The following is a 21946-nucleotide window of genomic DNA, read 5'->3' on the forward strand; positions in this document are numbered from 1 at the left end:
CGCCGACGCCCCAGCAGGGTCCCCGGCGTTTCCGGCACCCCAACCGTGCACCGCGCCGACGGTGCACACCCTCGACGTCGGCCCCTCGCCGTCGCCATGTCCCCGGCCCCGCAGTGTTACTAAGGGGTGCCGCACGCCGACGCCCCAGCAGGGTCCCCGGCGTTTCCGGCACCCCAACCGTGCACCGTGCCGACGGTGCTCGCCCTCGGCGCCGGCCCCTCCCCGTCGTCATGTCCCCAACCCAGCCCCGTCGCTAAGAGGTGCCACACGCCGACGCTCGGCAGGGTCCCCGATGCTTCCGGCACCCCAACCGTGCACCACGCTGGCGATAGTCGCCCTCGATTGAAGTGCCCAACGACGCACCGTCCCCAACCCAGCCCCGTCGCTAAGAGGTGCCGCACGCCGACGCCCCAGCAGGGTCCCCGGCGTTTCCGGCACCCCAACCGTGCACCGCGCCGACGGTGCACACCCTCGACGTCGGCCCCTCGCCGTCGCCATGTCCCCGGCCCCGCAGTGTTACTAAGGGGTGCCGCACGCCGACGCCCCAGCAGGGTCCCCGGCGTTTCCGGCACCCCAACCGTGCACCGTGCCGACGGTGCTCGCCCTCGGCGCCGGCCCCTCCCCGTCGTCATGTCCCCAACCCAACCCCGTCGCTAAGGGGTGCCACACGCCGACGCTCGGCAGGGTCCCCGATGCTTCCGGCACCCCAACCGTGCACCGCGCTAGCGGTGCTCACCCTCGGCGCCGGCCCCTCGCCGTCGTCACAGCTCGACGTGCCCACCGTCGCAACGTCCCCAACCCCGCAATGTCGCTAAGGGGTGCCACACGCCGACGCTCGGCAGGGTCCCCGACGTTTCCGGTACCCCAACCGTGCACCGCGCCGACGGTGCTCACCCTCGGCGCCGGCGCCCGGCCCCTCCCCATCGCCACAGGCCGACGCCATCGCAACAGCGTCCCCAACCCCGTCGCTAAGGGGTGCCACACGCCGACGGCCGGCAGGATCCCCGACGTTTCCGGCACCCCAACCGTGCACCGCGCCGACGGTGCTCACCGCCGGCGCCCGGCCCCTCCCCGTCGCCACAGCTCCGCACCGCCACAGCTCGACGTGCCCACCGCCACACCGTCCCCAACCCAACTCCGTCACTAAGGGGTGCCACACGCCGACGCTCGGCAGGGTCCCCGACGTTTCCGACACCCCAACGGAACGCTCAGCGCCCAAACACCCAAGGCCACTCGCGCAACACCCAAGCCGGAGACAGCAACGGCTAGCGCCCACCGCGCCTTCGATTTGCCCGTGCAAGACAAAAACCACCGCCTCCTTTTCGTGCAACAGACGAAAAGGAGGCGGTGGCGGGTGACATCTTGGCTGCCGAGGCGAGGGCCCCGGCTACCTGTCAGTCTTTAGCGCTCCGGCAGCGGCTTGCGCGGAACGTGGGTGTCGGAGGTCGGACGGGAGAAGTCCGGGGTCTCGAAGGAGCCCAGCTCCCAGTCGCGAACCTCGGGCAGGTCCTCGAGGTGCTCGACGATGTACGCCTCGTGGCGGGCGAGCTGGCGCTCGGCCCAGTGGTACAGCTTGATGCCGTTCTCGGGAACGAAGGAGGCGTTGTTGAGGATGTCCATGACCAGGTGGTAGCGGGAAACCTCGTTGCGCACGACCATGTCGAACGGGGTGGTCGTGGTGCCTTCCTCCTTGAAGCCGCGGGCGCGGAAGCGGTCGGCGTCCGGGCGGCCGTGGACGAGCTGGTGGATGGTGCCGGCGTAGCCGTGGAAGGCGAAGAGGACGTCGACGTCGTCGGTGAACAGCTCGGTGAAGTCCGACTCGCTCATGCCGCGCGGGTGGTCCTTCGGGCGGTAGAGGGTGAGCAGGTCAACGACGTTGACGAAGCGGATCTTCAGCTCCGGCAGGACGGTCTTGACGATCTCGACGGCGGCAACGGCCTCCATGGTGACGACGTCACCGGCGGTGGCGACGACGATGTGCGGCTTGTCTTCGCCAAGGTTCTCGGAGCCGGCCCACTCCCAGATGCCGTAGCCGCGGCCGACGTGCTCCTTGGCCTCGTCCATGGACAGGTACTGCATCTGCGGCTGCTTGTCCTGGATGACCAGGTTGACCTTGTTGCGGTCGGAGAAGATCTTCTCGGCGGTGACGGCGAGGGTGTTGGCGTCGACCGGGAGGTAGATGCGGGCCACGTCGCGGTTGGTGTTGAGCACCACGTTGAGCAGCTCCGGGGCCTGGTGGGAGAAACCGTTGTGGTCGTTACGCCAGCAGGTGGAGGACAGCAGGATGTTCAGCGACGGGGTCTTGGCGCGCCAATCGAGGTGGTTGGCTTCCTGGAACCACTTGCCGGCCTGCATCGTCATGGACGCGGAGACCATGCCGAAGGCCTCGTAGGAGGCGAAGAGGCCGTGGCGGCCGGTGAGGTTGTAGCCGTCGAGCCAGCCGTGGGAGTTGTGCTCGGAGAGCACCTCCATGACGCGGCCGGAGTTGGAGAGCTTCTCGTCGATGAGGTCGGTGCGCTCCATGAAGGCGCGGTCGGAGACCTCGAGGACGGCGCCGATGCGGTTCGAGTTGGTCTCGTCCGGGCAGAAGAGGCGGAAGTTGGTCGGGTTGTCCTCGTAGATGTCGCGCATGATGGCGCCGAGGGTACGGGTGGACTCGACGCGCTTGGTGGCGCGGGTTTCCGGGGTGACCTCGACGGCGTAGTTGTCGAGGTCGCGCAGGACGAGGTCCTTGGTGAGCAGGCCGCCGTTAGCGTGCGGGTTGCCGGAGATGCGCTTCTCGCCGGAGGGGTTGTTCGCGGCGACGATGTCGGTGATGGTGCCGTCGGCGTTGAACAGTTCCTCGGGGCGGTAGGAGCGCATCCAGTTTTCGAGCAGGCGCAGCTGCTTCTCGTCGGTCTTCATGCCGGACAGCGGAACCTGGTGGGCGCGCCAGGTGCCCTCGTAGACCTTGCCGTTGACGAGGTGCGGGCCGGTCCAACCCTTGGGGGTGCGCAGGACGATCATCGGCCACACGGGGCGGGTGCCGTCCCAGTCACCGTTGCGGGCGGCGTCCTGGATCTCGCGGATGCGGGTGTAGGCGTCGGCGAGGGCGTCGGAGAAGCGCTCGTGCATCCAGGGCAGCTCGTTGCCCTCGACGAAGATGGGCTCGTAGCCGTGGCCACGGAAGTAGGCCTCGACCTCGTGCTGCGGCTTGCGGGAGAGGACGGTCGGGGAAGCGATCTTGCCGCCGTTGAGGTGCAGGATCGGCAGGACGGCACCGTCGTGCTCCGGGTTGAGGAAGGAGATGGACTTCCAGGAGCCCTCAAGCGGGCCGGTCTCGGCCTCGCCGTCGCCGACGACGGAGACAGCGATGAGGTCCGGGTTGTCGAAGACCGCGCCGAAGGCATGGGACAGCGCGTAGCCGAGCTCGCCACCTTCGTGGATGGAGCCGGGGGTGGTGACCGACGCGTGGGAGGGGATGCCGCCCGGCGCGGAGAACTGACGGAACAGCTTGGTCAGACCAGCGGTGTCCTTGGTGACCTTGGGGAAGCACTCGGTGTAGGTGCCCTCAAGGTAAGAAGCAGACACGAGGGCCGGGCCGCCGTGGCCCGGGCCGGTGATGTAGATGATGTCCTGGTCGGTGTGCTTGACCAGGCGGTTGAGGTGGGCGTAGATGAACGCCAAACCCGGGGAGGTGCCCCAGTGGCCGAGCAGTCGCGGCTTGATGTCGTCGAACTCCAGGGGGCGCTCAAGCAGCGGGTTGCTCTTGAGGTAAATCTGTCCGACGGTGAGGTAGTTGTTGGCGCGCCACCAGGCGTCAACTTGGTTTAGCTCTTCAAGGGTTAGCTGAGGAACGATGCTCATGCCCACCACCCTAATTGATCACACCAATAACGGCAACGCTCTTAGGTAATCTTTATTCGACTTGTGTCCTAGCACACAGTGCCGGCACAGGGTCCGGGTCGACGGTCGTGATGCGCCGTCGCCGCGCTCCCCCAGACCGCCACAGCCCAGAACGCCACAGCCCAGAACGCCACAGTCCAGACCGGCGCAACCCCGCCGCCGTCGCCGCGCAGCCGATCGCCACAGCCGCCACCCGCACGGCCCACAGCCACCCCGGCCCCACGCCCGCCGCCGCCAAGGCCACCGGCGCGTTGAGGACCACCAGCGCCGTACCCACCACGGCGCCTAGGGCGATGGGGTTGAATCGCGACACCAACCAGGCAGCCAGCGGCGCCGCGATCACCCCGCCGGCCAGCAGCGCGGCCACCGCCGCCAGGTGCGACGCCAGCTGCTGCCACAGCCCGATGACGAATCCCATGGTGGCGCCGGCCGCCACGAGGAACTCCGCGGTGTTGACCGTGCCGATGATCCGGCGAGGGGTCGTGCGCCCGGAGGCGAGCAGCGTCGACGTCGTTACTGGCCCCCACCCGCCGCCACCGGTGGCGTCGATGAGCCCGCCGAAGAAGCCCAACCCGCCGAGAAACCACGGCGAGTGGGGCTTGGCCGCCAGCGTGCGTTGCCGTTCGCCGCGGGAGTAACGCCACACCAATCGCACGCCGATGCCCGCGATGATGAGCGCCATGACCGGCCGCGCCGCCTCGGCGGGCAGGTGCGAGAGCGCAGTCGCCCCCACTCCCGCACCGATCGCACCGGGCAGCCCGATGCGCAGCGCGAGTCGCCAGTCGACGTTGCCGAAGCGCCAGTGGCTCGCCCCGGACGCGAGGCTGGTGCCGAGTTCGGCGGTGTGCACCACCGCCGACGCCGTCGCGGGAGACAGCGCCACGAGGCCGACGAGCATCGTCGTCGACGTCGCGCCGAAGCCCACGCCGAGGGCGCCGTCGACGAGCTGCGCGACGACGCCAGCCAGCGCGATGAGCAGAAGCTGGTGCACGGGAACCTCCTTATAGCGGGTCGCAGGCCCGGTAGCGGGCCGCGACGACGCCGGCCAACGCCTCCCCTAGCGGAGCCGACGCCGTCGAGCCGGCGGGCAGCCGGGCCAGGGCCTGGTCGAGCAGCAGCCCTTCGGCGACGAACAGCGGCAGTAGGTGGATGCGACCGTGTTCGGCGACGACGTCGTCGAGGCTGCGAGCCATGTTTGTTGCGCTGAGGAAGTCCACGTCCCGGCCGGCGGCCCGTCCGACAGCGTCGGCGAGCGCGACCATGGCCGCCTGCGAACTGGCAATAGAGGACCCCACCGAGAAGAGCACGCCTACCGAGTCCTCGGCGGCGTCGGCACGCAAGCGCCGGGAAAGAACCGCCGCCACGTCCGGCCCGGCACCCAGGCTCGGCGCGAGGGTGAGCCTTACCCCGCCTGACTCTGCCTGCCGGATTTGGTTGGGCACGTCGAAGCGGGTGTGAAAGCCCCCGGCGAAGAGCAGCGGGACGACGACGGCGTCGCCGCTTCGCTGGGCCACGGCGCTGAGCGTGCGCTCGGGGTCGAAGTCGAGGTGGGCGACGTGGACGCCGCAGGGTACTAGCCGCGCGGTAGCATCCGCGAGCCGTTGGACCGTGGCGTGGGCCCGGGGGTGCCGGGAGCCGTGGGAGAGGATGATGAGGTCGGTCATGGCAGGGTCTCGTTAGCGCAGGCGGTGCCCCACGAAGCCGGCGGCGAGGGTCTGGCCGGAGGCCTTGTCGACGAGCAGGAAGTTGCCGACGGCGCCGCGGGCGGCGTAGTCCTCCACCGGCAGCTCGCTGGCCACCTCGACGGTGACGTGGGCGATGTCGTTGAGCCCCACGGCGTCGGGGTCGAGGACGTCTCCGTCGACGCCGTCGAGGTCCACAATCCGCATCACGACGGACAGGCGCCCGCGCACGAGCGACGCACCGTAGCGCACCTTGACCTGCTGGCCGGGCCGAAGGTCCTTGTCGGTCAGGCCGACGACGGTGGCGTCGAAACTGCGCACCGCCTCGGGCCGAGGGCCGGCGGCAATGAGGTCGCCGCGGACGAGGTCGATGTCGTCAGCCAGGCGGAGGGTGACCGAGTCCCCGGCGTGGGCCTCGGTGGCGGCGTCGAGGCCGTCGGCGGTATCGATGTGGGTGACCGTGGTGGTGCCCGTCGGCACGGTGACCGTGTCGCCGACGCGCACGCTGCCGGCTTCGACGCGCCCGGCGTAGCCGCGGTAATCGGTGGCGTGCTCGCGGATGACGTACTGGATCGGGAAACGCAGGTCCAGGTCCAGCGCCCGGCCGGTGCCCACTGAGACGGTTTCGAGGACGGTGAGCACCGTCGGGCCGTCGTACCAGCTCATGCGCGACGACGCCTCGACGACGTTGTCTCCCTTTAGCGCAGAGATCGGGATGACGTGGCGGTCATCAACCCCGAGGGCCTGCGCTCGGGTAGTGAATTCCTCCTCGATGCGGCGGAAGACGTCCTCGGAGTAGTCCACCAGGTCAATCTTGTTCACCGCCAGGATCACCGTGCGTACCCCCAGCAGGGAGGCGATGGTGAGGTGCCGGATGGTCTGCTCGACGACGCCGTGGCGGGCGTCGACCAGCAGCACCACCACCTGGGAGGTGGACATGCCAGTCACCGTGTTGCGGGTGTACTGCACGTGGCCGGGGGTATCGGCGAGGATGAAGGCGCGGACGTCGGTGGCGAAGTAGCGGTAGGCGACGTCGATGGTGATGCCTTGCTCGCGTTCGGCGCGCAGGCCGTCGACCAGCAGGGACAGGTCGACGCCGTCGAAGCCGCGGTCGGCGGAGGTGCGTTCGACGCTCGCCAGCTGGTCGGCGAGCACGCTTTTCGTGTCGTGCAGCAGGCGGCCGACGAAAGTGGACTTGCCGTCGTCGACGCTGCCGGCGGTGCACAGGCGCAGGGTTTCGCGGTGTTCGAGCATCAGAAGTAGCCCTCCTTCTTGCGGTCTTCCATGGCGGATTCACTGAGGCGATCGTCAGCGCGGGTGGCGCCGCGTTCGGTCAGCGTGGACGTGGCAATCTCAGCGATGACCTCGTCGATGGTGGTGGCGTCGGACTCGACCGCGCCGGTGCATGACATGTCCCCGACGGTGCGGTAGCGCACTCGCCGCGTCTGGAGGGCTTCGTCCTTCTTCGGCCCACCCCACTGCCCGGCCGTGAGCCACATGCCGTCGCGGTGGAACACCTCGCGGTCATGGGCGAAGTAGATCGACGGCAGCTCGATGCCGCGGGCGCCGATGTACTCCCACACGTCGGCCTCCGTCCAATTGGAGATGGGGAACACGCGGATGTTCTCGCCGGGCAGCTTCTCGCCGTTGTACAGGCTCCACAGCTCCGGGCGCTGCCGGCGCGGGTCCCAGCCGCCGAAGGAATCCCGCACGGAAAAGACCCGTTCCTTGGCCCGGGCGCGTTCCTCGTCGCGGCGAGCCCCGCCGAGGACAGCGTCGTACCCACGATCCGCGATGGTCTCCACCAGCGGCACCGTTTGCAGCGGGTTGCGGGTGCCGTCGGGGCGTTCGGTGAGCTCGCCGCGGTCGATCCAATCCTGAACGAGCGCGACGTGCAGCCGGGCGCCCGTGCGCTGTACGAGGCGATCCCTAAACTCAATAACCTCCGGGAAATTGTGGCCCGTGTCGACGTGGAGCAGCTCGAAGGGCACCGCGCTCGGGGCGAAGGCGCGCCGCGCCAATTCGAACACAACGCAGGAGTCCTTACCCCCGGAAAACAGCAGGCCCACCTTGTCGAATTGGCCGGCTACTTCCCGCAGGATGTGGATGGATTCGTTTTCTAGGTCGCGCAGGTGCGGCGACAGCGGGCGCTCACGCCCCGCCTGGGAATCGTGTAAATCGGTAGTCATTTCTCTAATTCTTCGGGTGCTTCGACTGATCTGGACAATGTGATCTACGAGACTATCGGCCGGCGCTTAGACGTGCAGACCGCACTCGGTCTTGCCGGAGCCGGACCACCGCCCGGCGCGCGGATCCTGCCCCTTGGCAACGGGCAGCGTGCACGTGGCGCAGCCGATGGACGGGTACCCCTGACGGGTGAGCGGGTGAACGATGAGATCCCGCTCGGCGATGAAGGCCTCCGTGTCCGCCAGCGTCCACGTGATGATCGGCGAGATCTTCAACCGGCCGGTCTTGTTCAGCGACAACGCCGGCGCCTGGGCGCGGGTGGGACCGTCGACGCGACGCAGCCCGTCCACCACCGCCGCATAGGGGCTGAGATGACGCTGCAACGGCTCCACCTTGCGCATCCGGCAGCAGGCGTTGGGGTCGCGGGTGTAGAGCATCGGCCCGTAGGTGGCGTCCTGCTCGGCTCGGCTGAGGATCGCCTTGGTGCGCACCAGCCGGTTGGGATACCGGCGTTCGACGGCGTCCGCCACCGACAGCGTCTCCGGGAAGTGGTACTCCGTGTCCAGGAAAAGAAAGTCCGCGTCCGGCAGATGATCCTGCGCCAGCTCCGCCAGGACGGTGTTCTCCATGCTCAGGGTAATCACCGCCGCGCCGGGGGTGTGCTCGCGGGCAAAGTCGAGGATGTCCTCGGCGGGCGCGTCGTACAGCTTGGCCGCCCACCGCTCGACGAGCTCCGCGTTGCGGGTGACAACGTCGTCCGGCAGCGGCTCCGCAGCGCGGGGGCCCTGCGGGCTGATTCCCGGATCACGGAAGTCGCCGGTGCCGCCCGCCGAAAGCAGATTAATAGTCGAGCTCATGCGTTCTCATACTCCTTCTGGCCGTCGTGAGTTAGGTGTTCCAGTCTGACTGACATCGACCGATCCCGCACGAAGGGCCAGGCGAGCCAAGGACGCGCGCAGGGCTTGCTGCGTCGACGGCGCCGGCTCCGGCACCCGCTCGGCGGCGTCGTCCTGGCCGTGAAACTGCACGGAGAAGACCCGCAGGCACTCCTGGCAGCTCCAGGCGAAGTCATCCTGCTCATCGGGAAAGAGGCTCTCCCCTGCGCAATAAGGGCAAAACAGCGGGTGGTTACGGTTCGGGTTCGGGGGTCGACGAAAGGCCATCAGCGCACGTCCGCCTCGTCGGCGCGCAGCACCCAGTGGCGAAACAGCTCGCCGTCGTCGCGCTTGGCCAGGTAATTTCCGACGACGCGCACCACGTAGTCCGTCAGCTCCGCCGACGTCACCTTGTGCCCCCGGAGCTTCCGGCCGAAGTTCGCGCCCTCGCCGATGGTGCCGCCCAGGTGCACCTGGAAGCCCTCGACGCGGTTGCCGTCGGCGTCCGTCACCGTCTGCCCCTTGAGGCCGATGTCAGACACCTGCGTCCGAGCACAAGAATTCGGGCAGCCGTTGAGCGCGATGGTGATGGGCGAATCCAGGGTGCCGAAGCGTTCTTCCAGCTCATCGGCCAGCTCGATGGCGCGCGACTTGGTGGTCACGTGCGCCAGCTTGCAAAACTCCAGCCCGGTGCATGACAACAGCCCGCGTCGAAACTCGGACGGGTTCGCAAACAACCCCACCTCGGCCAGCTCGGCGGCGAGCTCGTCCGCCTCGCCGCGGGACAGATCCAGAAACAACAGCTCCTTGAACGGGGTGTGCCGGATCCGGGTGACGCCGTGGCGCTCGGCGGCGTCGGCGGCCGCGATGAGCTGCTCGCCCGTCAGGTGCCCCAACGTCGGCTTCACGCCCAGATAGAAACGGCCGTCCTTTTGCTCGTGGATTCCCACATGATCCCGATCGATGAGATTCGGCACCGGATCCGGGCCGTCGGGCAACGCGTAACCGAGGTACTCCTGCTCCAGCACCTCCCGGAACTTCGCCGGCCCCCACTGCGCCACCAGGAACTTCAGCCGCGCCCGGTTGCGCAGCCGGCGATAGCCGTAGTCCCGGAAGATCCGCACCACATTCGCCCACACCTCCGGCACCTGCTCCAGGGTGACGAAGACCCCCAGGGACCGGGCCAGCATCGGGTTCGTCGACAGCCCGCCGCCGACGAACACCTGAAACCCCGGCCCCAGCTCCGGGTGTCGCACCCCCTGAAACGCCAGGTCCTGAATCTCATGGGTGACGTCCTGACGGGCGTTACCGGAGACCGCAGACTTAAACTTCCGCGGCAGGTTCTGAAACTCCTCTTGCGGCAGAAGCACCCGGTGGATGTAGTCAATCGCCGGCTGCGCGTCGACGATCTCATCCGCCGCCACCCCCGCCACCGGCGACCCGAGAATGACGCGCGGCACATCACCGCAGGCGTCGAAGGTATCCAGGCCGACGCTCGCCAGCTTCTCCCAGATGACCGGCACGTCCTCGACGCGCACCCAATGCAGCTGGATATTCTGCCGGTCTGTGAGGTCCACGGTGGAGCGGGCATAGTCGCGGCTGATCTCGCCGACCACCCGCGCTCGCTGCGGCGACGACTGCCCACCGTCGAAGCGGATCCGCATCATGAAGAACTTATCGTGCAGCTCCGAGTTGTCCTTGCCCGTATGCTCCCCGCCCAGATTCTGCTTGCGCTGGGTATACAGCCCGACGACCTTCATCCTCGGATACAGGTCCTCCGTGGCGATCGAATCGAAACCCTGACGCGAATAGGTCTCGATGATGCGCCGCTTGACGTCGAGCGCCGGCGACTGCTGCTTCAGCTCCTCATCGTGATTGAGCGGCGCAGTTCCGTCAATCTTCCACTGCCCCTCCGGCTTGGGCCTGCGCTTCGGTCTGGGTTCATGCTCCCGCGGGCGTGTCGTTGGCTTTTCCACGCCTTGCGGCGGGTTTTGCCGGGTCCGACGTGTCCCCTTCCGCGGCAACTGTTTCCGGGAATCTGTGGTGGTGGTCATTATGCGCTCCTCAATATCGTCTTGCAGCGACACACTAATGCACCGATCTGTCTAGTCAAGCGACGGGAATTAGATTCACCGCCATCGCCTGACGTCGCTTCCCTATTGAACACCTGCTACCAGTCGGTTTAATACTTTTCACCCAGCCGTGCTGGACCTGCACACCTATTTATGGAGATGAATATAAGGCCGCACCCTTCCATGACACGTACCAATTGGTCTACATTGGTAGACACATCAGTTCACCAAGAGGCCAGAAAGAAAGGTCACCCCATGGCACCCGCACCGCGCATCGCCATCGTCGGCGCTACACCCGCCGGCATCGCCGCCGCTGAACAGGCGGTCCGCGCGGGCATGTGCGTGGACCTTTTCGACGCCCGCCCCGTCGCCCATGGGCTCATCAGCAGCCAACGCCTCATCGACGGCGCCGTCGAAACCATCCCCGACGAATACCTCACCCCGCACCTGCGGTTCTTCGGCAATGTCCGCATCGGCCACGACATCAGCTGGGCAGAGTTCAACGCGATCTACGCTGCTCACCAGGACATTGATCCAATCCTCACCGCTCACTCACTGCCGGTCACGCGCTGGCACGGCTGGTTCCACCTCGACGACCACCTCCACCGCAACGCCTCAGACTGGACCCAACTCGCCGAACGAGCGCGAGGCGTTCCAGTGTGCTTCTAGGCCGACGCCCGGCATAGCCGCCGGAGATCCCCCGGCCTCGCCGATCGACGCCAGATTTCCAAGCCTCGCCGCCCGCGTCGCTAAGGGGTGCCACACACCGACGCCACACCCCGCCACCCACACAACCGGCACCCCAACGACGCAGAAGCCCGGCACACCACGCCCAGCCCCAAAACCGCCCGCCCACACAAGCCGGGCCCCGCACCTCGCGAACGCGCCGCAGCAGAAAACGATGCCCCACGTCGACCCGTCGCCCTCCACGGGCACCACAAGCGTGAAGAATCTCAGCGATCCGTGGGCACGCTCGTGCCGGCCCCAACGAGCGTCGCCGAAATCACAGCGCACAAAAGCCTCGATGGCGGCCCCACCCCGAAACCGCCCCGAAACCACCCCGCGCTAGCCGAGTTCCTCGTCGAAGTAGTCGTCGTCGATCTCGTAGAGGGCGAATTCGCGGAACTTGTTGACGGCAACGCCGTAGTTGAGCATGAGCCTCGTGAGCCGGATGCCGTCGATGAGCACGATCTTGCCGTGCCGGTAGCTCCGCGCGGAGGTCTCGGCGCGAGGCAGGAATGCGGACGTGGTGATGAACACGCCGAGGGTCGCTCCGCGGGCGTCGAGGGAGCCCATGAAGTTGCGGATCTCGCGGTCGCCGACCTTGTTGTTATCGGCGTACTTCTTAGCTTGGATGTAGATGTTCGAGAGCCCGAGCGCGTCCTGGCTGATGATTCCGTCGATGCCGCCGTCGCCGGAGCGGCCGACGTGTTGCTTTTCTCCGTGGGCACCGCCGTACCCCATTGCCCAGAGCAGGTCGAGGACCGCTTTTTCGAAGAATTCCGGCGATGCGGCTTGCAGGCGCGTGCGCAGTTCGGTTTCGGTGCGGGCGTTGTAGGCCTGCTGTCCGGCGATGAGGGCTTCGACGGGATCGGTGTCTTCGTCGTGGGAGGTGTCAGCGCCGGCCGGGCTATCCGACGTGCGGTTGCGGAGTTCCTGCTTGTAGGAGGACCACGGCTGCCATTCGAGGAGGTCTTTTTCGGAGTAGGCGCGGAGGTTGCGGGCGGCGACGACTAGCCCGTCGTCGGTGATGCGGTAGTGGGCTCGCTGGGGGCGTCGTACGAGGCCGGCGTGGACGAGGCTGGAGCAGGCCCAGTACAGGCGGTTGATGTAGCGGAGTTGGCCGGAGGAGAGTTTCTCGGCTTTGGCTTCTTCGGTGAGGCCAAGGTGGGCGGCGGCTAGCTCGGCGAGTTCCCGGAATCCGCGGACGGTGCCGTCGGCCAGCACGGCGAGCACCGCGGGGCGGAATTGGTCAATCGGCGGGGTGGCGAACTCGGTCATAGGTGCTCCTTGGGCGGTGGTTTGGTACTGGCGTCTAGCCTATGGCCCGGGTGTGACAGCAGCGACGCGCTCTCGACGCTGCGTTCGTCCCGGCACCCCGAGAAAGCCAAAGAAGCCCGAGAAGCCCTGTGACGTCTGCGGGCCGGTGGCGTTGGTGTAGGTTGCCTTGTGGCTTCGCCGCTCATTTCCCCCTGTGTAAGGAGAACCCTTTGACTGTTGTTACGTTCGTTTGTCGCACGAATTCTGGAAAGTCCCAGATGGCTGCCGCTGTCCTGCGGGGACTCGCGGTCGACGGCGTGCGCGTCCATTCCGCCGGCACCGAGCCGGGCGATGCGCTCAATGGCTTGGCCGTCGACGCGCTTGCGGAGCGCGGCTACTCCGTCGAGGGTGAGTCGCCCAAGCCGCTGACGCCGGAGCTGATTGACGCTTCGGACATCGTGGTGTTCCTCGGTAGCGAGGCGGAGGCCGACCTTCCCGAGGACGTGGCCAGCGAGCGGTGGGTGATCGTCGAGCCGTCGAGTGTGGGCGTCGACGGCGCGAAGCGGATGGCCCTGGTCCTGGACCATATTGAGGCCCGGGTTCGACGCCTGTCCGCATCGCTTTCTGCCTAGGCTGATAGTGGCGGGCTGGCCTCGCGCCTAGGGGGGTACGCTGACGGTTGAATCAGCAGAGCTCAACCCCCTTGGAGGGATCCCCGCGTGGCGCTCCTACGGCTTCTTTCCCGCTTCGGACGGCCCTTCAGCGCGGCCATTGTGGCCGTCATTGTGTTAAACCTGGTGAGCACGCTGGCTATTTTGTATCTGCCGTCGCTCAATGCCCGGATTATTGACGAGGGCGTGGTCACCGGCGATATCGGCCTCATTTGGCGCCTGGGCGGGGTCATGGTTGCGGTGGCCTTCGTGCAGGTGTTCGCCGCGGCGGTGGCGATCTGGTTGGCGGCGCGCGTCGCGATGGGCACGGGTCGGGCTATTCGTTCGGCGGTGTTTCGCCGGGTCATTTCCCTGCCGGTGGAGGACGTATCCGCCTTTGGTACGCCGACGCTCATTACCCGCGGCACGAACGACGTGCAGCAGGTTCAGATGGTGTTTCTCGTCTTGCTCAGCTTCATGGTCGCGGCACCGATCACCATGATCGGCGGCGTAACTATGGCGTTTCGGGAGGACCCGGGGCTGTCGCCGCTGATCGTGGTGAGTGTTGTCGTGCTGACGTTGACGGTGGGTTTGCTGTGCGCACCGCTGGTGAACATGTTTGCCCGCTTTCAGACGCAGGTCGACGCCCTCAATGGGGTACTACGTGAGCAGATCGCAGGCATCCGGGTGGTGCGGGCCTTCGCCCGGGAGGATCACGAGGCGGCCCGTTTCGACGTGGCTAATCGGGACATTACGACGCTCAGTCTCAACATCGGCAAGCTTTTCGTGCTGTTGTTCCCGGCGTTGATGTTCATCCTCAACGCGGCGACGGCTGCGGTGGTGTGGTTCGGCGGTCTCCGCGTCGGCGCCGGCGAGGTGGAGGTCGGCGCGTTGACGGCCTTTCTTCAGTATCTATTGCAGATCCTGTCGGCGGTGATGACAGCGGCGTTTGTGGTGGTGATGCTGCCGCGGGCGTTGGTGTGCGCGAGACGCATCGCCGAGTTGCTCGACGCCTCCCCCTCCCGGATAGACGCGCCTGTGGACACCGCACCCGGGTCCGCGCCCGATAACTCCGCGGCTCTCGAATTGGAGGGGGTGTCCTTTGCGTATCCCGGTGCGCAGGAACCGGTTGTCGCGGAGGTGAGCATTAGCGCGCGCCCTGGTGAGGTGATAGCCGTCATCGGCGCGACCGGGTCGGGCAAGTCCACCCTGTTGTCGCTCATCCCGCGGCTCCTCGCGCCGACGGAGGGTCGGGTGCTGCTCGGCGGCGTCGACGCCGCCACCCTGAGCCGTGCTGAGCTGTCCAAGCGGGTGCGGATGGTGCCGCAGAAGGCGTTTTTGTTCTCGGGGACGGTGGCGTCGAACCTACGCCTAGCGGACCCTGAGGCCACGGACGAGCAGCTGTGGGAGGCGCTGCGCGTGGCGCAGGCCGCGGACTTCGTGGCTGCCCACGAGCTGGGGTTGGCGATGCCCATTTCTCAGGGCGGAACGAACGTGTCCGGCGGGCAGCGGCAGCGCTTGTGCATAGCGCGAGCGCTCGTCGGCCGGGCGAGCGTGTACCTTTTCGACGATTCGTTTTCGGCGCTGGACATGGCCACGGATGCCCGGCTACGGAAGGCGCTGCGGCCGCGGCTAGCGGCGGCGACGACGGTGATGGTCGCTCAGCGGGTGTCGACGATCGCCCACGCGGATCGGATTTACGTCATCGACGCGGGGCGGATCGTGGCGCACGGCAGCCACGCCGAGCTCATGGCGTCGAGCCGCACCTACCAGGACATTGTGAACTCCCAGATCACCGATGGAGGTCAAGAATGACCCGCGATAACGCCCAGGACATGACCGAGGAGGAGCTGCTGGCGCTGGAGAGCACGCTGAGCGGCGACGAATGGTCAGGCTCAGCGCCGCGTTCCGCGAAGAACTTCTGGCCGTCGTTGCTGCGGCTAGTGGGCCTGCTCGCGCCGCACAAACTCCGTCTCGGGCTTGTGATTGTGATGTTGCTGGCCTACGTGGGGTGCTACGCGGTGGCACCACTGGTGCTGGGCCGGGCGATGGATGTGATCTTTGCCGGGGCGGTCAGTTCCCGGCTGCCGGCGGGCGCCACCGCGGAGGACATCGTCGCGCAGGCGCAGGCGCAGGGCCGGGACACCCTGGCGGACATGTTGGGGTCGATGCAGCTAACCCCCGGCGTGGGCATTGACGTTTCCGCCCTGGCGTGGCTGGTGGTGGTGATGGTAGCGATCTACGCGGCGGCGTCGTTGCTGAGTTGGGGGCAGGGATTCGTCCTCAACGCCATGGTGATGGACGTCGTCTACGCGCTTCGCGTGGATGTGGAAGCGAAGCTCAACGCGCTGCCGCTGAGCTATGTGGACGGCCAGCAGCGCGGAGATGTTCTGTCAAGGACCACGAACGATGTCGACAACGTCCAGCAGACGTTGCAGCAGGCACTGTCCCAGGCGTTGCAGTCGATACTGCTGATTATCGCGTTCATCGTCATGATGGTGACGGTGAGTTGGCAGTTGGCGGCGGTGACGATGCTGTCGATTCCGCTGACGGCGGCCGTCGTGGCGATTATCGGCTCTCGGTCGCAGCGGGAGTTTAAGACGCAGTGGCGCGCCACCGGGCAGCTGGGCGGGCACATCGAGGAAAGCTTCACCGGGCATGAGGTCATCACCCTGTTCGGCCGCGGCGACGCCGCCGTGGAGCTCTTCGACGAGCGTAATGACGAGCTCTTCCGGGCGTCGGCGCGCGCCCAGTTCCTGTCTGGGCTCATCATGCCGGTGATGCAGTTCGTTTCGTACCTGTCCTATGTGGCTATCGCAGTGCTTGGCGGGCTCAAGGTCGCGCACGGTTCGATCAGCCTCGGCGCGGCGACGGCGTTCATCCAGTATTCCCGGCAGTTCAACCAGCCCCTCGGGGAGCTGGGCGCGATGGCGCAGATGGTGCAGTCCGGGGTGGCGTCGGCGGAACGGGTCTTTGAGCTACTCGACGCCCCGGAGGAGGCTGACGACGACGCCTCGTCGTCCCTGCCTTTGCCGGCGCGCGGCCTGGTCGAGTTCCACGACGTGGACTTCTCCTACTCCCCCGACACCAAGCTCATTCAAGGGCTGTCGCTGCGGGTTGAGCCCGGCCAGACGGTGGCCATCGTGGGCCCCACGGGTGCCGGGAAGACGACGCTGGTCAACCTCATCATGCGTTTCTATGAGCTCGACGCCGGGCGGATCACCATCGACGGGGTGGACATCCGTACGCTGTCTCGCCAGCAGCTGCGCTCCCAGGTGGGCATGGTGTTGCAGGATGCCGTGCTTTTTGACGGCACCATCCGGGACAACATCCGCTACGGGCGGCTCGACGCCAGCGACGACGACGTGCTCGCCGCGGCGAAGGCCAGCTACGTGGATCGCTTCGTGCACGCGTTGCCGGACGGGTATGACACGCGCATCGACGCAGATTCCGGTGCGCTCTCGGTCGGTGAACGCCAGCTCATCACCATCGCACGGGCGTTCGTGGCTCGCCCCGCGCTGCTCATCCTTGACGAGGCGACAAGCTCCGTCGACACCCGCACGGAGGTGTTGGTGCAGGAGGCGATGGCGGCGTTACGGGCCGACCGGACCTCCTTCGTCATCGCCCACCGCTTGTCCACGATCCGCACTGCGGACCACATCGTGGTCATGGAGAACGGGCAGATCGTGGAGCAGGGCAGGCATGAGGAGCTGTTGGCGGCCAAAGGGGCGTATTTCCGGCTGTATCAGGCACAGTTCGACGCCGAGTAGCGCGGTTTCCCCGCGCCGGCCAGGGTTTATAGGCGGTTCCGACCAATCGATTCCCCACTACCCCCCATTTGGGTATCAATGCCGGCCGTGGCGTTGCACGGTCGGCAAAAGCTACCTATGGTCGAAGGCAAGAGTGCGGCACCGGCCGCGCTAGCGATCACTATCGAAAGGACTGTCATCCATGGCTATCTTGACCGTTGGCGAGAAGTTCCCCGAGTTCGAACTGCTGGCCCTCAAGGGCGGCGACCTGCACGAGGCTAACGCCCAGTCCCCGGAGGACTACTTCGAGACCGTCTCCCTCGACAAGTACGAGGGCAAGTGGAAGGTCGTCTTCTTCTACCCGAAGGACTTCACCTTCGTCTGCCCGACCGAGATCGCCGCCTTCGGCGAGCTCGACGAGGAGTTCCAGGACCGCGACACCCAGATCCTCGGCGGGTCCACCGATAACGAGTTCGCTCACTTCAACTGGCGCGCCACCCACCCGGAGCTCAAGGGCGTTCCCTTCCCGATGTTCTCCGACATCAAGCACGAGCTCATCCGCGCCCTCGGCGTGGAGAACGCCAACGGCGTTGCCGACCGTGCCACCTTCATTATCGACCCGGATGGCATCATCCAGTTCGTCTCCGTCACCCCGGATGCCGTCGGCCGCAACGTCGACGAGGTCCTGCGCGTGCTCGACGCCCTGCAGTCCGAAGAGGTGTGCGCCTGCAACTGGCAGGCCAACGACCCGACCAAGAACATCAACAAGATGGACGTTGTCCAGGAGTCGCTCAAGTAATGTCGATCGATAATCTCAAGGCGTCACTGCCGGACTACGCCAAGGACCAGAAGCTCAACATCGGCTCCCTCATCCGCAACTCTGCGCTCTCCGAGCAGCAGCTGTGGGGCACCCTTGTCGCGGCCGCCGCGGCCGCTCGCAACGAGCGCGTGTTCAAGGAGATCGCCGAAGATGCAAAAGAGCACCTTAGCGACGAGGCGTTCAACGCGGCCCTCGCCGCCGCGTCCGTCATGGCGATGAACAACGTTGCCTACCGTGCGAAGGGCTGGCTAGGCGATGATTACGCACAGGTGAAGTTCGGCCTGCGCATGAACATCATCTCTAAGCCGGGTGTAGACAAGGCCGACTTCGAGCTGTGGAACACCGCCGTTTCCACCATCAACGGTTGCGAGCATTGTACCCTTGCCCACGAGAAGACTCTCCGCGAGGAAACCCTCACGAAGGAGCAGATCTGGGAGTCCATCAAACTGGCCTCCGTCGTCAATGCTCTAGCTCTCACTCTTGAGGTGGAGTCCTTCCGCTAGAGGCCTTCCTTAGCTGGCTAAGCAGGCAGGCTCATCTCACCGATAGTGCCCGTCGCCGAGGCGACGGGCGCTCGTCACGGGGCGCAACCGGTTCGAACGGTCCCAAGGATAGGTTTCGAGAGTCCTACCTCCTCGGCGTTCCAAATAGATCAGAAGCTGCCCTTTTGATACATTTCCGAGTAGAGCGTGCAGCTACCAAGAAGCTCTTCATGCCTCCCCGCACCAACAACCCTTCCCGATTTATCCAAGACAATTATCTTATCTGCGGCTAGAATTGTTTTCAAGCGGTGCGCAACAATCACTATGGTTGCTCGCCCTTGTAACTGACCAAGAGCCTTAGTTATTTCTTCCTCGGTGATAGTGTCCAGACTCGACGTCGCTTCATCCATAAGGAGAATACGCGGCCTAGAGACGATAGACCGAGCTATCGCAATCCTCTGCTTCTGACCCTCCGACAGACGGTTGCCGCGCTCGCCGATGTGGAAATCCAACCCGCCCGGCAAGTTCTCCACCACAGTCATAGCGCCCGCAACAGAAAGAGCACGCTGACAGTCCCCGTAAGTTGCTGTCACGTTCCTTCCGTACCTCAGGTTATCTTCCAAACTTCCAGAAAACAGCGAATAGTCCTGTAAGACACATGATACCGATTGACGGAGCGATACCCGGGAGATCTGGCGAAGATCCTTACCGTCAATCAAAATCTGACCGGCGTAGTTATCATAAAACTTCATAATCAAGCTCAAGATAGTCGACTTACCAGACCCGCTCGGCCCGACAATGGCCGTCAAGGACCCACCCGCAATAGTTAGGCAGATATCGTTCAGAACTTCATCATCCGAATAGCTAAAGGAAACATGGTTCAAGGTAATTTCACCTTGATGAATGCTAAATTCATCGGCACCCATGTCTTCCATTTCCTTATCTAAAACCTCCTTAACCCTTCGCAATGTCCCCTTAAATTCAAATAACTCACCCACTCCTTCCAACAGTTTTGAAACCGGTCCGACAATCTGAATAACGCAAAGGACGAAGGTTATCATATCCCCAAACTGGAGCTCACCTCTTTTTACCAACAACCCAGAGTACAGCAGACAGCCCAAGGCTAAGAGAACTAGCGTCATAGAGGTAAGCGAACTGAGTATAGCGGAAATTCCAACCATCCTAACGAAATTTTCATACTTGCGGTTGAATAGCTCTAGCAAACCCTTAGAGTCTTGAGGAATCCCCAGAAACCCTTTGACCACCCGGGCGTTTCCAACCCTCTGACTAAAAAAGCTACTAACCCTGCCGATAAGTTCTTGGTGTAGCAAGAATAGCGATTCTAACTTTTTATTGAACGGGAAGAAAATCGCTGAAGTGAGAAAAACGGCAAACCAGCAAACAACTGTGAGCTTCCAGTTAATAACCAAAAGAACAACGCCAATCGCGCAAGTCATGACAAGACTGATAGCAAGTTCAGGAATAGTAGTAGTGACTATTTTCGCTGCTTTATTAACATCATTGGTCAGGCGGCTAACTAAGTCTGCCTCATCAAACCGCTCAAGGCAAGGGATTGGCAACGACAACGTATGCCGGGACAATCCCACCTCGAGGGATCGAATAAAGCCTGCGCCAACCAGTCCTAGCATGTACGTAGAAGCTCCCTGGATTGCATAGATGGTTAATATCGCCACCAGCCCTATACAAAGCAGTAGCCTATTCTCCAGTACAAGGGTCATCCGACCTTCGTCAACCAAGTCACCGATAACAATCGGCAGGCTCAAGGAAGCCAGTGCTCCAACGGCGCTGACCGCTACTGAAGCAGTGAAGAAGACTCTATTATCTAGGTATCGGAAAATAAAGGAAAAGTCCGATTTAGCCGCATTTAAACTTCTGAACATCTAGAGCCAGCAGCCTATCAATACTGGACTCGATCGAATCGTTGCTTCGCCAAGAAGTAAATTAGAAGGTAGGAAACAACGAATACCAGGGTCATCAGTAGAAGCGCGGTAGTAAAACCAATCTTTTCGTAAACTCTGGCATAGCCGATTGGAAACACCCAACTCAACCAATCTAAGTAGGGTGCAATAAAGGAGAACATTGCGTAAACAAGACCGCACAGCATAGAAACCCCGTTATTAGACCGCAATGATATTGCGGCGACGACTATTAGACAGATTATAAAGGTTCCAACTGTGCCCAGCAAGCTGATGAGGTCATGTTCGAAAAATTCCTGACCATCAGGAATAAATTTACCCGAGGCATAGGATTCTTTCACCACCACGATATAGTAGGTTATTGTTGCGGTTAACATGGTTAGAGCCACGTACAGGATTTGTATCAAAAAGATTGCAGATAGTTTGCCTCGCAGTATCGTCCCTCGATTCAAATCCTTGTAGAGGTACATCTGTCCGGACCGTATTTCATCGCCAAATATCGTACATACAGCGTAGAAGAACACAATCAGCGGCAGAGTCATCTGGTATTGAGTGAACAAAACTGCATTGATGAATTCGAAGCAGCTCAATGAATTATCTGGTGCGCTCAACTGCATGAAGTTTGAGCCAAAAAGTCCGCCAAAAAGAAGAACCAGCGGATATAAACTGAAGGATAGACCTATAACAACCTCCTTCTTTTTAAGCAGAACCTTCACAAACGGAAGCGTCAAATAGTTCACTTATCTTCTCCTTTGAATAGGTTTTCAAGACTGTCTTTCCTGGAGTCCACGCTTTTGATAAGATTTCGACTTCCCAATTCCATATACAGCCGGTTCATGAGCGCATTGTCTAGCGTGGATGGAATAGCAATGCGATGACCTTCAAAGGCGACGTTGCTTTCCAGAAGTATCTTACTGAGTGTTTCATCGATATTACCCTCAGCTTCCGCATTCAGTGTCACCGTAGTTTTAATCAGATTATCGTTAACATTGTCGGTAAGATTGCCAGACTCGATGAAAAGATATCGATTACAAAGCTCACGAAGTTCATTCAGCTGGTGACTCGAAATGATCATTGACGTACCGTTTTCAGATGACCATTTCTTCAGAATATCCAGTAGGCTTTGCACCCCAACTGGATCGAGCCCTACGAAGGGTTCGTCTAGAAATACTATACTCGGCTTAGAAACTAACGCGATTGCCAGAGCTGTCCTTTGCTTCATACCGAAGGAGAAAGTCCTAGGCTTCCTCTTCCGTGCTTCCCAGAGTCCAACAAGTTCAAGCGTTGGAGCGATCTTCGGACGATCGTGATTTTTCTTTTGTATCTTCAAAAAGAACTCAAGGTTTTCCTCTACACTTATTTGCGGAAAGAAGGCAGGCTCGATCATGAATCCAAAGTCATCCAAAATATTCGGCGCTGAAAAAATATCTTTACCATTATAATGGATCGTCCCCTCAGTCGGCCGCTGTGCTTTGGAAAGCATTTTGAGAAGCGTCGATTTTCCGGAACCATTTCTTCCTACCAAACCGATGATGTCGCCTTCGTTTAGGTCGAATGTTGCATCGCGCAGCGAGTAGAAATCGTTACCCGGAAATTTTTTACCGAGTCCGCGAACCTCGATCACAGC

General features: G+C 63.4%; 18 protein-coding genes. 6 read left to right on the top strand and 12 right to left on the bottom strand.

The genetic code is table 11. The features are described 5' to 3' along the window. Positions 1-1401 precede the first annotated feature (1401 nt). From CUTER_RS09790 to CUTER_RS09820, 8 genes are all read right to left on the bottom strand, one after another. Complete coding sequence (locus CUTER_RS09790; RefSeq protein ID WP_047260271.1) at positions 1402-3846, bottom strand: phosphoketolase family protein; 2445 nt, start codon at positions 3844-3846, stop codon at positions 1402-1404. Between the two features lie 52 nt (positions 3847-3898). Next, entirely contained in the window at positions 3899-4876 is a 978-nt protein-coding gene (locus CUTER_RS09795) for a sulfite exporter TauE/SafE family protein (RefSeq protein WP_052844112.1), read from the bottom strand. A gap of 10 nt (positions 4877-4886) precedes the next feature. Next, positions 4887-5549 carry a sirohydrochlorin chelatase gene (locus CUTER_RS09800; protein WP_047260272.1) on the bottom strand — a complete coding sequence of 221 codons (663 nt, stop codon included), beginning with the start codon at positions 5547-5549 and terminating at the stop codon, positions 4887-4889. A 12-nt stretch (positions 5550-5561) separates the two neighbouring features. After that, a complete protein-coding gene (locus CUTER_RS09805) occupies positions 5562-6821 on the bottom strand; it encodes a sulfate adenylyltransferase subunit 1 (RefSeq protein ID WP_047260273.1) in 1260 nt (419 codons plus the stop codon). After that, positions 6821-7756 (bottom strand): sulfate adenylyltransferase subunit CysD, encoded by a 936-nt coding sequence (gene cysD / locus CUTER_RS09810; RefSeq protein WP_047260274.1) that lies wholly within the window; start codon positions 7754-7756, stop codon positions 6821-6823. Before cysD ends, CUTER_RS09805 begins: the two co-directional genes overlap by 1 nt. Before the next feature lie 66 nt (positions 7757-7822). Continuing rightward, entirely contained in the window at positions 7823-8611 is a 789-nt protein-coding gene (locus tag CUTER_RS09815; protein WP_047260275.1) for a phosphoadenylyl-sulfate reductase, read from the bottom strand. 6 nt (positions 8612-8617) lie between these two features. Then, complete coding sequence (locus CUTER_RS11430; protein ID WP_236684712.1) at positions 8618-8917, bottom strand: hypothetical protein; 300 nt, start codon at positions 8915-8917, stop codon at positions 8618-8620. Beyond that, positions 8917-10683: a nitrite/sulfite reductase gene (locus tag CUTER_RS09820; RefSeq protein ID WP_082121352.1), complete on the bottom strand. Its 1767-nt coding sequence runs from the start codon at positions 10681-10683 to the stop codon at positions 8917-8919. The genes CUTER_RS11430 and CUTER_RS09820 overlap by 1 nt, the downstream gene beginning before the upstream one ends. A 273-nt stretch (positions 10684-10956) precedes the next feature. On the opposite strand from CUTER_RS09820, the gene CUTER_RS11145 reads away from it, so the two are divergent. After that, positions 10957-11370, top strand: coding sequence for an NAD(P)-binding protein (locus tag CUTER_RS11145; protein WP_052844113.1), 414 nt, complete (start codon positions 10957-10959; stop codon positions 11368-11370). A 396-nt stretch (positions 11371-11766) separates the two neighbouring features. Here the strand turns inward: CUTER_RS11145 and CUTER_RS09830 are convergent, their stop codons facing one another. Beyond that, on the bottom strand, positions 11767-12702 hold the full coding sequence (locus CUTER_RS09830) for a restriction endonuclease (RefSeq protein ID WP_047260277.1): 936 nt from the start codon (positions 12700-12702) through the stop codon (positions 11767-11769). 128 nt (positions 12703-12830) lie between these two features. Between CUTER_RS09830 and CUTER_RS09835 the strand changes: the two genes are divergently transcribed. From CUTER_RS09835 to CUTER_RS09855, 5 genes are all read left to right on the top strand, one after another. Then, on the top strand, positions 12831-13313 hold the full coding sequence (locus tag CUTER_RS09835; protein WP_407919166.1) for an arsenate-mycothiol transferase ArsC: 483 nt from the start codon (positions 12831-12833) through the stop codon (positions 13311-13313). A gap of 87 nt (positions 13314-13400) precedes the next feature. Further along, positions 13401-15146: an ABC transporter ATP-binding protein gene (locus CUTER_RS09840; protein ID WP_047260278.1), complete on the top strand. Its 1746-nt coding sequence runs from the start codon at positions 13401-13403 to the stop codon at positions 15144-15146. Next, positions 15143-17101 (top strand): ABC transporter ATP-binding protein, encoded by a 1959-nt coding sequence (locus tag CUTER_RS09845; protein ID WP_236684713.1) that lies wholly within the window; start codon positions 15143-15145, stop codon positions 17099-17101. The genes CUTER_RS09840 and CUTER_RS09845 overlap by 4 nt, the downstream gene beginning before the upstream one ends. A 181-nt stretch (positions 17102-17282) precedes the next feature. Further along, a complete protein-coding gene (locus CUTER_RS09850) occupies positions 17283-17879 on the top strand; it encodes a peroxiredoxin (RefSeq protein ID WP_047260279.1) in 597 nt (198 codons plus the stop codon). Further along, entirely contained in the window at positions 17879-18403 is a 525-nt protein-coding gene (locus CUTER_RS09855; RefSeq protein WP_047260280.1) for a carboxymuconolactone decarboxylase family protein, read from the top strand. The genes CUTER_RS09850 and CUTER_RS09855 overlap by 1 nt, the downstream gene beginning before the upstream one ends. A 149-nt stretch (positions 18404-18552) precedes the next feature. Here CUTER_RS09855 and CUTER_RS09860 read toward each other — a convergent pair whose 3' ends face one another. The 3 genes from CUTER_RS09860 to CUTER_RS11435 are packed head-to-tail and all read right to left on the bottom strand — an operon-like array spanning position 18553 to position 21943. Further along, entirely contained in the window at positions 18553-20283 is a 1731-nt protein-coding gene (locus CUTER_RS09860) for an ABC transporter ATP-binding protein (protein WP_082121353.1), read from the bottom strand. Between the two features lie 17 nt (positions 20284-20300). Then, positions 20301-21059, bottom strand: a complete 759-nt coding sequence (locus tag CUTER_RS09865; RefSeq protein ID WP_047260282.1) for a hypothetical protein — start codon at positions 21057-21059, stop codon at positions 20301-20303. After that, positions 21056-21943: an ABC transporter ATP-binding protein gene (locus CUTER_RS11435; protein ID WP_082121430.1), complete on the bottom strand. Its 888-nt coding sequence runs from the start codon at positions 21941-21943 to the stop codon at positions 21056-21058. The genes CUTER_RS09865 and CUTER_RS11435 overlap by 4 nt, the downstream gene beginning before the upstream one ends. Positions 21944-21946 lie beyond the last annotated feature (3 nt).

The sequence above is a fragment of the Corynebacterium uterequi genome, from assembly GCF_001021065.1.
GTDB classification, from domain to species: domain Bacteria; phylum Actinomycetota; class Actinomycetes; order Mycobacteriales; family Mycobacteriaceae; genus Corynebacterium; species Corynebacterium uterequi.

What these genes read in the sequence shown, in the direction of transcription:
- CUTER_RS09790 (WP_047260271.1), bottom strand. Translation starts at nt 3,846, where the DNA reads ATGAGCATCGTTCCTCAGCTAACCCTTGAAGAGCTAAACCAAGTTGAC.
- CUTER_RS09800 (WP_047260272.1), bottom strand. Translation starts at nt 5,549, where the DNA reads ATGACCGACCTCATCATCCTCTCCCACGGCTCCCGGCACCCCCGGGCC.
- CUTER_RS09805 (WP_047260273.1), bottom strand. Translation starts at nt 6,821, where the DNA reads ATGCTCGAACACCGCGAAACCCTGCGCCTGTGCACCGCCGGCAGCGTC.
- cysD (WP_047260274.1), bottom strand. Translation starts at nt 7,756, where the DNA reads ATGACTACCGATTTACACGATTCCCAGGCGGGGCGTGAGCGCCCGCTG.
- CUTER_RS09815 (WP_047260275.1), bottom strand. Translation starts at nt 8,611, where the DNA reads ATGAGCTCGACTATTAATCTGCTTTCGGCGGGCGGCACCGGCGACTTC.
- CUTER_RS11430 (WP_236684712.1), bottom strand. Translation starts at nt 8,917, where the DNA reads ATGGCCTTTCGTCGACCCCCGAACCCGAACCGTAACCACCCGCTGTTT.
- CUTER_RS09820 (WP_082121352.1), bottom strand. Translation starts at nt 10,683, where the DNA reads ATGACCACCACCACAGATTCCCGGAAACAGTTGCCGCGGAAGGGGACA.
- CUTER_RS11145 (WP_052844113.1), top strand. Translation starts at nt 10,957, where the DNA reads ATGGCACCCGCACCGCGCATCGCCATCGTCGGCGCTACACCCGCCGGC.
- CUTER_RS09830 (WP_047260277.1), bottom strand. Translation starts at nt 12,702, where the DNA reads ATGACCGAGTTCGCCACCCCGCCGATTGACCAATTCCGCCCCGCGGTG.
- CUTER_RS09845 (WP_236684713.1), top strand. Translation starts at nt 15,143, where the DNA reads ATGACCCGCGATAACGCCCAGGACATGACCGAGGAGGAGCTGCTGGCG.
- CUTER_RS09850 (WP_047260279.1), top strand. Translation starts at nt 17,283, where the DNA reads ATGGCTATCTTGACCGTTGGCGAGAAGTTCCCCGAGTTCGAACTGCTG.
- CUTER_RS09855 (WP_047260280.1), top strand. Translation starts at nt 17,879, where the DNA reads ATGTCGATCGATAATCTCAAGGCGTCACTGCCGGACTACGCCAAGGAC.
- CUTER_RS09860 (WP_082121353.1), bottom strand. Translation starts at nt 20,283, where the DNA reads ATGTTCAGAAGTTTAAATGCGGCTAAATCGGACTTTTCCTTTATTTTC.